10 protein-coding genes are annotated in these 13474 nt (G+C 51.8%); 2 read left to right on the plus strand and 8 right to left on the minus strand.

Going from position 1 to position 13474, the window contains the following annotated elements; translation table 11 throughout:
• Nucleotides 1–75 precede the first annotated feature (75 nt).
• The 7 genes from AC0YN4_RS28565 to AC0YN4_RS28595 form a co-directional block, all read right to left on the minus strand.
• Nucleotides 76–2313, minus strand: coding sequence for a transglutaminase-like domain-containing protein (locus AC0YN4_RS28565; protein WP_475837352.1), 2238 nt, complete (start codon nucleotides 2311–2313; stop codon nucleotides 76–78).
• The gene (locus AC0YN4_RS28570) at nucleotides 2313–3548 is read right to left on the minus strand and encodes a DUF58 domain-containing protein (protein ID WP_475837353.1); all 1236 of its coding nucleotides are present in this window, start codon (nucleotides 3546–3548) and stop codon (nucleotides 2313–2315) included. Before AC0YN4_RS28570 ends, AC0YN4_RS28565 begins: the two co-directional genes overlap by 1 nt.
• 26 nt (nucleotides 3549–3574) lie before the next feature.
• Nucleotides 3575–4531: an AAA family ATPase gene (locus AC0YN4_RS28575; protein ID WP_475779111.1), complete on the minus strand. Its 957-nt coding sequence runs from the start codon at nucleotides 4529–4531 to the stop codon at nucleotides 3575–3577.
• A gap of 183 nt (nucleotides 4532–4714) precedes the next feature.
• Nucleotides 4715–5065 carry a stage V sporulation protein AE gene (spoVAE, locus tag AC0YN4_RS28580; protein ID WP_475779110.1) on the minus strand — a complete coding sequence of 117 codons (351 nt, stop codon included), beginning with the start codon at nucleotides 5063–5065 and terminating at the stop codon, nucleotides 4715–4717.
• A gap of 26 nt (nucleotides 5066–5091) precedes the next feature.
• A complete protein-coding gene (gene spoVAD, locus AC0YN4_RS28585) occupies nucleotides 5092–6108 on the minus strand; it encodes a stage V sporulation protein AD (protein ID WP_475779109.1) in 1017 nt (338 codons plus the stop codon).
• Nucleotides 6095–6562, minus strand: coding sequence for a stage V sporulation protein AC (gene spoVAC, locus AC0YN4_RS28590; protein ID WP_475779108.1), 468 nt, complete (start codon nucleotides 6560–6562; stop codon nucleotides 6095–6097). The genes spoVAD and spoVAC overlap by 14 nt, the downstream gene beginning before the upstream one ends.
• Before the next feature lie 381 nt (nucleotides 6563–6943).
• Complete coding sequence (locus AC0YN4_RS28595) at nucleotides 6944–8050, minus strand: LacI family DNA-binding transcriptional regulator (protein WP_475779107.1); 1107 nt, start codon at nucleotides 8048–8050, stop codon at nucleotides 6944–6946.
• 151 nt (nucleotides 8051–8201) lie between these two features.
• On the opposite strand from AC0YN4_RS28595, the gene AC0YN4_RS28600 reads away from it, so the two are divergent.
• Complete coding sequence (locus AC0YN4_RS28600) at nucleotides 8202–11372, plus strand: beta-galactosidase (RefSeq protein ID WP_475837354.1); 3171 nt, start codon at nucleotides 8202–8204, stop codon at nucleotides 11370–11372.
• Between the two features lie 191 nt (nucleotides 11373–11563).
• Nucleotides 11564–12829, plus strand: coding sequence for a helix-turn-helix domain-containing protein (locus AC0YN4_RS28605; protein ID WP_475837355.1), 1266 nt, complete (start codon nucleotides 11564–11566; stop codon nucleotides 12827–12829).
• Nucleotides 12830–12877: 48 nt separating this feature from the next.
• Here AC0YN4_RS28605 and AC0YN4_RS28610 read toward each other — a convergent pair whose 3' ends face one another.
• Nucleotides 12878–13450 (minus strand): nitroreductase family protein, encoded by a 573-nt coding sequence (locus AC0YN4_RS28610; RefSeq protein ID WP_475837356.1) that lies wholly within the window; start codon nucleotides 13448–13450, stop codon nucleotides 12878–12880.
• Between the last annotated feature and the right edge of the window lie 24 nt (nucleotides 13451–13474).

Consider the following 13474-nt stretch of genomic DNA (forward strand, 5'->3'; position numbering starts at 1 on the left):
TGAATTTGTTGCAAAAAAGCCGCTAAAGATGCGTAAACTCACATCTTTAGCGACTTGTAAGCTCATGAAGCTCATTTATCCCAAATGCTCACGAATATGTTTCATCGTCAGCGACAAACGATCTGCTTCTTCTCTTGTCATCGTTTTATTGCTGTACATCGCTTGCTCGAATGCCACTTGAACATCACGGAAATGCGTCTGCAGCGAAGAGAGCCTTCCCGACCAGCGTGACATCGTTTCCCGGACCGTCTCATACTCGTTGTAGTCGAGTCCCTTCTTGCGGCAATACTTGATCAGACGGTTCGTTTCTCTTACAATGCGCTCATTAATCGTGGCGGAGCCGCCGCGATAGCGCTTGAATTGCGTTAGCAGTGGACGGAAGCCGAGCACTCCGATCAACAGCACAAGTACAGAGGCAGCGGTCCAGAACATCCAAGCTTTCACTTCAAAGCCATTATCTTCTGCAGGCTGTGCTTCGTTGTCCAGCTCCGGAACCGGAACTGGTGCAAGCTCGGGTTCAGCCGCGTCCTTCGGTACCGCATAAGGGAATGCGAATCCGGAAGTCGCTTCGAAAGGCAGCCAGCCATACCCATTAAAATAAATCTCAACCCAAGAATGCGCATCTGCGTTTCGCACGGTGTACGTACCCGCATCGCTCTCTTCCGGTTCGATGCCCGTCATCCCTTGGAGACGCTGCATGTCCGGATCAACCGGCTTGGAGCCCGGAGAATACCCCTTCACCCATCTGGCAGGAATGCCAAGTGTGCGTGACATCACGGCAAGCGAAGTGGAGAAGTAATCACAGTAGCCCTCGCGCACTTCAAATAGGAAGGAATCGACGAAATCATCGCTCACTCGCTTCGACAAGTCCGGTGTATTGGTATAAGAGTAGGTGGCCTGCAAGTAGGAGACCAATAAGTTCACTTTATCGTAAGGCGTTGTCACTGTAGACGTTATATTCTGAGCGAGCTGTTTTACGCGAAGCGGCAACGTATCCGGCAGCTGCAAATACATAGGATCGATGTCCTTGCTTAGGGATGCCGGTGCTCCGGATTCCATTGCAGCCACATCAAGAATCGGAATCTTCGATTGAATAATGTAGCTCTCCGGATAGTTAGCCGAGCTGGTCGACTTAGAAAGCCGAAGCTCCCAGGAATCAGACATCCAATTCAGTTTAGGCAGTGATGTATTCTTCCCATTAACCGCAATGACAGATGATATCGGACCTGCTCCGAATATGACCGGATACTTATCCTTCTTCAGCATCGTTACCGTCTGATCGACAACTTCTGTATTAGTCGTTTCGGCAATGCCGCTTGGCTCCAGTTCCTGCTTGCTTTCGATGGAGCCGAGCGCCTTCTCTTTCTTCTCCTGCGGCGCTTCCGACCAGCCCTTCCCGCTATAGAGCGACTTGGTTTCGCCGCGCCAATAGCTGCGTTTGGTGGTCGTGACGGTCATGACCGGCGTGTAGTCGAATTCAAATCCGTTGCCGAGTTCATTGTCATCACGACTGTAGCCGGATTTCCCATCTGCATTGTTCTTGGCGGCAGGAACAATGATCGCCTTGTCGCCGACCAAATTCGGTATGGACTCGCCACGCGCTTCTTTCCACGCCGTATAGGGATCTGTTAAGATCGGCTTAACAGCCGGCACAAACAATCCGGCACCCATAACGAGCGTAATAATAAGCAGCATCGGCAGAAACAAACTGAGCGGATATTCAAGCAGCTGCGCCCAATTCTCCGGATGACGTTCCTTGAATCGAGAGAAGTGGCTCGCAACCAGCCAGCCAAGTCCGATGAACACAAGCCATGCGATCTCATCCCACAAGTGAATCGGTGTAAATAAGGAATCTGCTGCAGCCAGCGAAAGAATCGCAAGCCCCACTATTATCATCATATAAGCACGTTTATGACGCAGGAGCACAATCGCATGGAAGACTGCCCATACGCCAAGGCTAATCCAGATAAATGGAGTCAGTTGGTCGTACTGGAGCTTGAACCAATCCAGCCACTGCGCGGCGGACCGTTTATCTCCTTCGAATGCTACCCACATGTAACCGGAGTAAGCTGCATTAAGGCCTACCAGCGAAATGAGCTGTACGGTGCCGGAAAGCAGTTTGGATGGAATGAGAAGATTAGCGGCAACTGCCGCGAACAGAATGCCATTGACGATCGTATAGGTCTCTGACCACCAGTAGTCACCCAGACATCGAATCCATTGATAGACAATAAGTGCGGAGAAAATAGCCGATAGTTTACGATAAACGTCTGCGGAAAACCATTTGATCGCCGCACGATTGAAGGTTCTCATTACAGCTGACCTCCTTCAAGGGCATCAGGCAGCTCTTGCAGCGAACTGATCGTATGCACCGCGAAGCCGCTCTTACGCAGCAGCTTCATCCATTCGTTGCCGCGGATATCACCGGCGATGGTTCTTCCTGCAGCAGCCTTGGACTGCAAATGAATGAGGACAGGCACGACGCCTGTTCGGTTCAGCCATTCCATGGCACGAATGGTTTCTTCGCCAACCTGGGGACTGACAATGACTACAAAGGAGCCAGCCGCTGTAAGTGTCCCTGACTGCCGGATTGCGCGATAAAGAGGCTGTTCCCCGTCCGCTTTCACGCGGACCAGATGGTTCATCATCAGCTCGCGTTGCTCAGCCGACGCTTTGGGCGTATACCCGTCACTCTTCGCTCCGACGGATATCAGCCCGACGGCCGTTGCTCTGCGAAGACCGAATTCCAGCAGCGAGGCAGCAGCCGAAACCGCCAGCTCAAATTGGTCCTTGTTCTCGTAGGATCCGGCATAACGGTCCAACATGACGACGGTTCGCGGAAGCGATTCACGCTCGAATTCCTTCGATTTCCATTGCCCCGTCTTGGCCGTAGCATTCCAATGAATCCTAGACAGCCGATCACCATAAATATACTCGCGGACACCGTTGATCTGTGTCGTTTCTTTCGCTGATAAACGGGAGGCTGAGGTAGAATACGGCCCTTTCGAACCGCGTTTCATCTGCTTCCACTGCCGAATCTCGACGATACGGGGATAAACCGTGAACGGCTCGGACGATTCGAATGACCCCTTATGCTCGAATAAACCGAATATATCCCGCGTTGAGCATTCTGTTGAATCGAACCGATAAACACCGCGTTCAAGCGGCGGTGTTACATATTGAACGACGCCGTTTCTGCGATAGTTCGGCACGAAGGAAGCTTCAATCGGAATCACGGTTCCGCTTATACTCTTCAAACGGTCACGTACGAGTACATAAGGGATGGGCCAGACGCCAGGAATTTGCATGGTCAAGCTGACTTCAAGCCGGGTTCCGGCGGACAACGACTGCTCGCTAATCGAGTTCGTACCGTTGCTAAGCCTCCGAACACCGGTCACCGACGCAATACCGCTCCATCTGCCAAAGACCAGATAAATAAGAAGGACATTAAAGATACAGAACAACATGAAAGACGTCTTGCCGCCTTGAAATAGTAAAAATAAGAGCGAAATCACGTAGACAAGGCCGATAAAACGCCACCTGAACATTGTCGCTTTAGCCGTAAGCATAAGCGTCAGCGCTCCATTCGGACAGGGACATTCGTGTCACGGATGACGGACTGTATCACGTCCTCGGGCTTCAAACCGTTCATTCTGGATTCCGTATGCATAATAATCCGGTGAGCAAGCACCGAGGAAGCAAGCAGCTTCACATCATCGGGTATGACATAATCACGTTCTTGCAGATAGGCATTGGCCCTGGCCGCTGCCGTCAGCGAAATGGCAGCACGCGGACTCGCACCCAGCTGCACGCCGCTATGAGCACGAGTTGCACGGACGATTCGAACGATATAATCGGCAACCGCTTCGTCGAGATGTACACGTTTAACAGCTTCCATCATAACGGCGATTTGCTCGACATCTACTACAGGCTCCAGCTTATCCGCCGGCGAAGAAGCATTAGGAGATATAATCATTTGTCTCTCCGTCACGGCATCCGGATAGCCTAGAGTAAGCTTCATCATAAACCGGTCAAGCTGTGCCTCTGGGAGTGTATACGTGCCATCGAATTCTATCGGGTTCTGCGTGGCAATCATCGTGAACGGTACCGGCAATTCATGAGATTCGCCATCTACCGTAACATGATGCTCTTCCATCGCTTCCAGCAGTGCCGATTGCGTCTTCGTGGTGGCACGGTTTATCTCATCTACGAGCAGCAAATTCGTCATTACCGGACCGGGCCGGAACATGAAAGTTTCATTCTTGGGATGATAGATTGCAACGCCGGTTATATCAGTTGGAAGCAGATCGGGATTACATTGAATCCGTCGGAATTGGCCGCCTATCGTACGGGAGAGTGCTTTGACAAGCTGTGTCTTGCCTGTCCCCGGGACATCCTCGATAAGAACATGGCCGCCGGCAAGCAGCGCTGTAAGCAGTCTCTCGATTTCGACATCTTTACCCAATATACAACTGCCTAAATTACGGCGAATTTCCTTACATAAACGATACTCAGTTGTACGATTGTCCATGACAATTCCTCCCGGATGATGATAGTTGGATATGAGAGTGGTGATTCTATTATTTTACAAAAAATACAACAACTCGTATAGCAACATATCCGCCAAAAAAAATTGGAGAATCCCACAGGGACCCTCCAATTCAGTAGAACTGTCTATATTTTCCGCTAATTCACAGGGTTGTATCAGCTTAGTTTACCCTTTAGGCCGAACCGCCAGCGCTGCCAAAAAGGAGAAAATGATCGCGGCGGAAATCCCTGCGCTCGTGATGCTGAATATACCGGTAATGATCCCGATATAGCCATCCTTCTGATACTCGGTTACCGCGCCGTGCACTAACGCGTTGCCGAAGCTCGTTATCGGTACTGTTGCTCCTGCTCCGGCAAATTTGACGAGGGGCTCGTACAAGCCGACCCCGTCCACAACTGCTCCTGCAACAACGAGCGTTGCCATCGTATGCGCAGGCGTCAGCTTCGCGATATCAAACATAAGCTGGCCAATAACGCAAATACCCCCGCCTACGATAAAAGCCCATAAATAGATCATGTAAGCTCTGCTCCTTTCCTTCCGTATTAGTTGTGCATCGGACTTTCAAGCGCCACAGCGTGCGCAATACATGGGATCGATTCGCCTTGTTGGAACGACAGCGGCGAGAGCAGCGCGCCTGTCGCACAGACGAGAATTCGTTTCAGCTCCCCTTGTTTCAGCCGCTTGAGCAGATGGCCATAAGTAACCGTTGCCGAGCAGCCGCAGCCGCTCCCCCCGGCTTGTACCTTCTGCTTCTGCACATCGTAGATCATTAAGCCGCAATCACCGAATACCGTATCTTCCATCGGCACGCCATCCCGCTTGAGCAAGTCTTTCGCAATGCCATGACCGACCGTTGCCAAATCCCCTGTCACGATCAAATCATAGTCTTTCGGCTGCCTGCCCGTATCGTTAAAATGCGACTTCAAGGTGTCAACGGCAGCCGGAGCCATTGCCGCTCCCATATTAAACGGATCCGTAATGCCCAGATCAACGATTCGTCCGATTGTCGCGCATTCCACTATAGGACCGTCGCCCGACGGGGCTACAACGACCGCTCCTGCTCCGGTTACGGTATATTGCGCCGTCGGCGGCTTCTGGGAGCCGTATTCCGTTGGATAACGGAATTGTTTCTCCGCTGTGCAGTTATGGCTGCAAGTACCTGCAAGCACATATTCGCCCGAGCCGGAATTGACGATAAGCGATGCTATGGCGAGCGATTCCATCGACGTTGAGCAAGCCCCGAATACCCCAAGATAAGGAGCACCGATTGTTCGGGCCGCGAAGCTGTTGCTAATAATTTGGTTCATCAAATCGCCGCCAACGTAGAACTGCAGCTGCTGCTTGTTTACTTTGGCATATTTCAACGCCATTTCAGACGCTTGCTCCAGGAGCAGACGCTCTGCCTTCTCCCAGCTCTTCTGCTGCATATCAAGCTCCGGATGAACAAGATCGAAATCCGCTGCCAGCGGTCCTTCGCCTTCGTCCGGACCGACGACCGTTGCGGCGCCGATAATGACCGGCCGTTGATCAAACCACCATGTTTGTTTACCGCGTAGCATGGAAACTCCCCTCGATTCCGAACACTAAGTAGACGATACCGACAACAAATGCAGCAACGACGCCAAATACAATGACAGAGCCTGCGAGCTTGAACATGTTGGCGCCTACGCCGAGAACGAGTCCTTCGCTGCGGTGCTCAAGCGCCGCCGAGCACATCGAATTCGCGAAGCCTGTAACGGGAACCGCTGTGCCCGCTCCTGCCCACTGCGCAATCTTGTCGTATACGCCAAGACAAGTCAGAATGACAGAGATGAAAATGAGTACAGCTACCGTCGGATTGCCCGCATCTTCTTTGGACATATGGAGCCCATATATGAACACTTCCGTTATGGCTTGTCCAAGTACACATATAAAGCCACCGACAATGAAGGCCCGAACGCAATTAGCCAGTACGGATCGAGCCGGCTCGCGTTTTTTGGCATAGGCCTGATATTCTTTGGGTGACATCGACATTTTTTGGTATTTGCCTTGTCCTGCGCTTTTCGTTGCGATGATGGTTGCCTCCTTGGGTTCGTCTTTCTGGAGTATGTGTTAAATTACCGTCCATTATGCCGAATTTGGAAGAGGAGACAGGTAATCCGTCCAATGCAAATAAACCTTCGGTATGGCAACCAAAGGTTTACACAGCAATGTCCGGAAGTGAAGCTTATAGAAACGCGATAAACAACAAAACAACCAGCAGCACGAACAGCACAAGCGCAAGCAGCATCGAGACTCTACGGGCATGTTGCTCCATTTGCATGTGGGGAGGCTCCTCTCCGCCTGAAACGGCTTCTGCGCTATCTTATGCGGGCTAATGCGGATACGAGATTTGTCCAGCCGTGATTAAAAAGATCAGCCTGAATTTCGCATCACCAATCTGGCAGAAAGGATGATTTTCTCCTGCTGCGCCTCGGACTGAGCAAGCTTGCGCGCAAATTGCTCCACGGCTCGTATTCCCAGCCACTCCTTCGCCAGATCCACTGTTGTCAGCGGAATAACCGCATCCATCCCGGGAGCCGTATTATCAATCCCGACAACTCTCACTTTCTTCATGACACCTTTCTGATGCAGCAGCTGGAGCAGGTATAACGCGATATCATCGTTCGCACAAATGAATCCATCCGGCTGTTCGTCAGGCTGGTAAGTTCCTTCCTTTGCGTCCATCACTGTGCTATACATCGCATCTAATCGCCGTACAAGAGCAGTTTGCCACGAACTCCACTGCGCGCTTCCATAGGGAACGGTCCATTTCTTCAGTTGAGCGACTGTTTTCTCAGGTTCTCCGCCTCGTCGTCCTTCTTTTGCTTCGTCCATCGCCAGCTTGCATCCCCACCATCGCTCTCGGAAGCTTACGGCAAAGCTGTCACGACCGACAAAAACGAGGGATTTGCAGCCCTGCGTCAACAAATGATGGCAGGCCATTCGGCCCGCGTCCGTATTCGCATTGAGCACGGCATCTGCTCCGATCAATGGCTCTTCGTGATCAGCCAGCACAATGGGAAGTCCAAGGCGCTTCAGCTTGAGCAGCGTGTCCAGCGGGCATTTGCCGGCAATAATGAACCCTGACACCGTGCTGGCTGCTGTATGCTCAGACTCCCGTTCTGGCTCCAGCCAATCTTTAGCAGTCCGATTACCCGCCATTCCGAATGTAAAAAACTTCGGCGTTAGCCCATGCATCCGGCAGCCTGCCACCAGCCCTTCTCTGACGCGCTGCCAGAAATGCGGCTCCTTCGCATGATGTTCATCTAAACCGATATGAACGATTCGTGCCCCATGTACTTCATCTTCCGGCCCGGCAGGTACAGGACGCATCTTGTACCCCAGTGCGCCGGCCAGAGCTGTTACTTCCCTGCGGGTCGACTCACTGACGCCTGGTTTGCCTGCAAGCGCTTGGGAGACAGTATACTTGGACACACCTAAACGGTCGGCTAATTGCTGCATCGATATTTTCTGTGCCACGGCTGCTTCACCCCTTCGAACTCGCTATAATTCCGATTGACTTTTCTTTAGTTTACCTCTAAAGTTGGCCCCGGATAAAGAGTGAATCAACCTAACAAACCTAACAATATGTGAACAAGACGAACCAATAATGAGAGGCAGTGACACGAGAATGAGCAGCACTATTTTGTTCTATGATGAAAGTTTCCCCTATACAGGAGATCGCCCGGATGCCGGGACGCTGGCGAAGCTGCGTGAAAGCTTCCAAATCGTAACAGCAGCTGAGCTTGCTGATCGTTTGCCAGGCGCTTCTACATACGTGCATCTTCACGGTTCCTATTTCCCTAAATCAGCTTGGCCCGCCATTCTGGCGCATGCTAATGAAGGTAAAGGGCTGCTTGTAGCAGGCGGCGCACCATTCAAAACACCTGTATATGAAGAGAACGGCGAGTGGCAATTCGAACCGGATCAAACGGCTTATCACCAACAGCTGCATATCCATGAGGCTCTGCCGGTTACAGTGGATGGCGTTGCCAAACTTCAGCATTTACGCGATATTCCTCTCTTCGCAGGCTACGAATCGTTGTTTACGATCGAGTCCACATTCGGTCTTGCGCTGCATGTCACAAGAGCGGATGACGCGCCGGGCGAAGGCGGCTCTGCCGGCCCAATCGACGCTCACATCTACCCGCTGCTTCGCGGGATCAGCGGAGACGGCCTTGCGCGTGAGCTGTCAGCGCCTGCTATCTTGCTTGAGCACACGAAAGGTCCTTTCAGCGGCGGCCGCTGGATTCTTATCAATCAGCCGCTGCGCAGCTCGTTCTGGTCGGGCAATGGCGCTGCCGCACTCTCCGAGTGGGCGGGCTTCACATCGCAAGGCGTTACAGAGCTCTGGTTGAAGCCGAATTACGGCTCGTATGAGCTTGGCGAGCGTCCGGTCTTGATGCTGCAAGGTCAACAGCTGCAATTGGCTCGTGACGAGCGGACAAGCAATCACACGGCGGCAGCATGGTCGTTTACTATGCGCGTGCGCAAAGCAAACAGCAATACGGTCAGCGAGCCTACTCCTTCTTTTGTCTATGAGGAAGCGGATTTCACAGAAGTATGGCGCAGCGATGCAGAGCTTGCGATTGGTCGTGAGCTGAGCATTAAACGTATCGTATTGCCGTTTAACGTAGAAGCAGGCTTCTATATCGTAGAATGCGAGGCTGTTTCTCCTGCGGGCGAGCGTCGCTTGCTCCGCCAAGGCTTCTGGGGTATGGATGAGGCACTGCTCAATTCCGGAGAGATGATTACTTGCGACCGGGACTATTTCTGGAAGAACGGCCGTCCGCTTCCGATTGTCGGCATGACTTACATGACGAGCGATGTGGCGCGTAAATATTTGTTCCTGCCGAATGCTGCTGTATGGGATCGCGACATGGCCCAAATGAAACGCGCGGGCATCAACTCCATTCGTACCGGGATCTGGACAGCGTATCGCAGTGTCATGTTTGTAGACGGTCATCCCTATGAAGAAGTGCTGCGCGCAATCGATGCCTTCTTCCTTACAGCTAAGCGATATGACCTTGAAGTTACGTTTAACTTCTTTGCTTTCACACCGGAAGCATGGGAAGGCGTTAACCCTTACCTTGATCCGCGCAGTGTTGAAGCACAGAAGCGTTTCATCGCGGCAATCGTGTCCCGCCATGCTGAATCCAAGCATGTCCATTGGGATTTGATCAATGAACCATCCATGTTCGATCCGACACGGATCTTCTCGGGACCACGATCCGCTCACGATCAGTTCGAGAAGACACATTATGTCAAATGGCTGCGGGAGCGCCATGGCTCGATTCGCGTGCTTCAAGAGCGCTGGAATATGACACCTTCGGAGCTGCCTTCCTTTGAATCCGTGAAACTGCCGGAGCAGAGCGAAATCGCCTTCGGTACGACTAATACGCTGAAGAAACTTGGCGGTCCTTGGCTTGACTATACCTTGTTTACAATGGATATGCATAACCGCTGGGCTTCCCAGTTAGTTGCTACGATTCGAGCGATCCAGCCGAAGCAGCTGGTGACCGTCGGCCAGGATGAAGGGCTTGGCGCTCAGCGTCCATCGCCGTTCTTCTATGCGCAAGAGGTCGATTATACAACGGTTCACTCGTGGTGGCTGATGGACAATCTCGTGTGGGATGGTATTTTCGCCAAAGCACCGGATAAACCGAACCTCATTCAAGAGACCGGTATTATGTATGTAGAGACGCCTGACGGTCGCGCTAAACGCAGCGAGGAAGAGCTTCGCAACATTTTGGAGCGCAAATATGCTTATGCCTTCTCTACAGGCGGAGCCGGTGCGGTTCAGTGGATCTGGAACATTAACTTCTACATGAACAATATCAATGAGTCCCATATCGGAGCGCTGCGCGCAGATGGTACGGAGAAGCCCGAAGCCAATGTATCGTATGATTTCGGCGCATTCATGGAGCAAATTCGCGACTTGTTCGTGGATCGCAAGCTGGAAGAGGTTGCTGTTATTTTCCCTTATTCCAACGACTTCTCGAACCGTAAGCTTGCCTATGGAGCAACCACTCGCGCGATTCGGACACTGTCCTACACGATGAATGTTCATGCATTCGGCCTTGGCGAATATCAGCTGGATTCGCTTGCGGTTACGAAGCCGAAGCTCATTATCGTGCCAAGCGCGCATAACTTCAGCAGCCAAGCACTGGATCAGCTTCTCGCGCACGTGAAGACCAATGGCGGTACGCTTCTCTTTACCGGCCCGCTTGGGCTGGACGAGTACTGGCGCCCGGTTGAGCGTTTGACAGGCGAGCTGGGACAGAACGCAGTCAGCAATTTGCTTCGTGAAGAGCTGCTAGAGCTCGGCGATGGTGTGCTGCATCCGATTTCCTTCGGCGGCGATCGCATTACGGACAGCAACAAAGGCGTACTCGCTTCCGCCGATAGAGGCCCAGCCAAAGTAACGGATATTGCGCTTGGCGCTGGTCGCCTGCTGTGGTGCCCGCTTCCGCTTGAGCTGAATGAACGCCTTGAGCCGCTGCAAGCGGTGTACGGTGCTGCATTGGCGCAAGCCGGCGTGGCTGATGAGCTCGAATGGCTGCATGGCGGGGAGCTGCCTGGCGTTTATGGCCGTAAGATGGCCTTCGCTTCCGGCTCGCTTTATATCTTCGTATCGGAATTCGGCTGCGATACGGCTATTGAAGTCCGCGATCCGCAGACTGGCGCCGTGTACGCCTTTACACTTCCACAGGAGCGGACTGTGATGTTCGCTGCAGATGCTGCCGGCAAACTTCTTGCGGTTTATCGTCCGCATGAAGTTCAAATCGACGTTTCCCTTTAATAGGGGCTAAAGGCTAAGGGCTAAGGGCTAAGACAAGCAGACCGGAGTAAAATGAACTCCCAGCTTGTCTTTTCTTTTTGTCATACCGTCTTCAAGGTCATGCTATAATGGTGAAATCGTATCATTCTTAGGCTTCGTCCCACCAGGAATGTAAGGTCATGGAAACGAAGTTGCAGTTGGAGGAATCACGCATGCATGTAGGAAAAATTATCAAATTTTATCGCGAACAAGCACGTATGACCCAAGAACAGCTGGGAAAAGGCATTTGCTCTGATACGCATATCAGTAAAATCGAGCGCGGCTCGACGGACTTCTCACCTGAGGTGATTGCACTTCTCACTGAACGGTTGAATATCCGCCTCGACCATGAGCTCATTAAACTAAACACCATTAAGAAGCGATTATTTGCCTGGCATGAGGCGATCGTGATGCTGCTGCTGGATGAAATGGAAACGATAAAGCTGGAGCTTGCGAATGAGCAGCTGATTCAAATTTCCGATTACACCGCCTTATACCAGCTCATTCAGGCTCGTTATTATCTGGTTCATTCCCAGTCGGACCCTGCCTATGCCATCGTTCAGAAGATGCAGCGCAGCCACTCCAAACTCCCAACCTACGAGAGCAACCTGCTTCTTCACATCACGGGAATCTGTTATCTGGCCAGACAAGACTATCGATCTGCAATTGATACCTTGAAGCAAATTGACGATGAGGAATATAACAATCCGGAATATTACTATCATATGGCTGTGGCTTATCATTGGATCGGGTCCCACATGATGGCCTATTATTACGGGGAGAAATCGCTGCGTTTCTTCAAAGACAGCCGGAACTTCGTGCGCACCATCGATGCAGAGATGCTGTTGTTGTTGCAAGTTGTGTTCGACGAGAATCGTAACCATGCGGATATTATCGTGCGTTTCGAGAATTTGATCAAGTCCTGCGACATCTGTAACACGCCTGAGCGTAAACGGATTGCCTTGCATAATCTAGCCTATGAATATCTGGAACAGAACAATTACGAGATGGCAGCTAAGAATTATCAAGCTTCGATGGCATTGAATAACCCGAAGACGATGCTGTACCTGCTCTCGCTCGAAGGTTATATCCGCTGTTCCCTGCAGGGGAAACTACTGGACAAAGAAGAGCTGCTGCGAGTTACGGAAGGCGGACTCCGTTCCGCGAAAGAAATTCATGACCACATGCTGCAAATTCGGTTTCAGCTCCTCCTCTATAAGATCGAAGAGCAGCACGAGCAATATTATAGTTATTTGCGCAACAGTGCGCTGTCCGTAATCCGTAAACATGGCGATGCGATGCTGGTAGAACGGTGCGAGAAGGAGTTATTCAACTATTATATGACAACCGGTCAACCGGAGCTGGCGCTGGAAACGGCTAGTTTCTTAATTAATAAAGACAATCCGCCGCTGAACAAAAAAGAGATGATTCCCGGTTGATCCGGGAACCATCTCTTTTTTGTTGTTCTCAGCTGGCTGCTCGTTAATCTAGCCGTCAATCCAGGTCGTCTTGAGCTCAGCTGCTGCCCGCTTCGCTTGCGGCGGAGCCATATCCGGTACACCAAGATAGATGAAACCGAGCATCTTATCCTGCGGACGCAGGCCGAAACTTTCATTCATCAGCGGGTGGTAGCATGGCTCTCCACTGCGCCATACAGCACCAAGGCCGAGAGCGTGTATGGTAAGCAGCATGTTCTGGATGGCTGCATTTACGGCTCCGTATTCCTCGAGCTCGATAATATCGTGCCTCTCAGCCGGCGAGACGGCAACCGCGATGATGACAGGTGCGCGGAACGCTTTTTTGATCGCTGATTCTGCTTTGAGCGCATTCTCAGGTGATGATGGATCAGCCTCGCCTGCAAGCGCTATACTTGCAAGTGCATCGCCGAGCTGCTTACGTCCGTCCCCGCGAAGGACGAAGAACCGCCAAGGCTCTGTTAAGCGATGATTCGGCGCCCAAACGCCTGCTTCCAAGATCTGCTCGATAACCGCTTTATCGATTGGCTCCTGTGTTACTTTGCCAATACTTCTTCTAGTTCGAATTGCCTCGTGAATATTCATGGACCGTCTCCTATTCTAGTAAGT

The sequence above is a fragment of the Paenibacillus sp. J22R3 genome, assembly GCF_056269305.1.

Bases quoted from the DNA above. Each gene is read 5' to 3' on its own strand.
- AC0YN4_RS28565 (WP_475837352.1), bottom strand. From the start codon at position 2,313: ATGAGAACCTTCAATCGTGCGGCGATCAAATGGTTTTCCGCAGACGTT.
- AC0YN4_RS28600 (WP_475837354.1), top strand. From the start codon at position 8,202: ATGAGCAGCACTATTTTGTTCTATGATGAAAGTTTCCCCTATACAGGA.
- AC0YN4_RS28605 (WP_475837355.1), top strand. From the start codon at position 11,564: ATGCATGTAGGAAAAATTATCAAATTTTATCGCGAACAAGCACGTATG.
- spoVAD (WP_475779109.1), bottom strand. From the start codon at position 6,108: ATGCTACGCGGTAAACAAACATGGTGGTTTGATCAACGGCCGGTCATT.
- AC0YN4_RS28570 (WP_475837353.1), bottom strand. From the start codon at position 3,548: ATGTTCAGGTGGCGTTTTATCGGCCTTGTCTACGTGATTTCGCTCTTA.
- spoVAE (WP_475779110.1), bottom strand. From the start codon at position 5,065: ATGATCTATTTATGGGCTTTTATCGTAGGCGGGGGTATTTGCGTTATT.
- AC0YN4_RS28610 (WP_475837356.1), bottom strand. From the start codon at position 13,450: ATGAATATTCACGAGGCAATTCGAACTAGAAGAAGTATTGGCAAAGTA.
- spoVAC (WP_475779108.1), bottom strand. From the start codon at position 6,562: ATGTCGATGTCACCCAAAGAATATCAGGCCTATGCCAAAAAACGCGAG.
- AC0YN4_RS28575 (WP_475779111.1), bottom strand. From the start codon at position 4,531: ATGGACAATCGTACAACTGAGTATCGTTTATGTAAGGAAATTCGCCGT.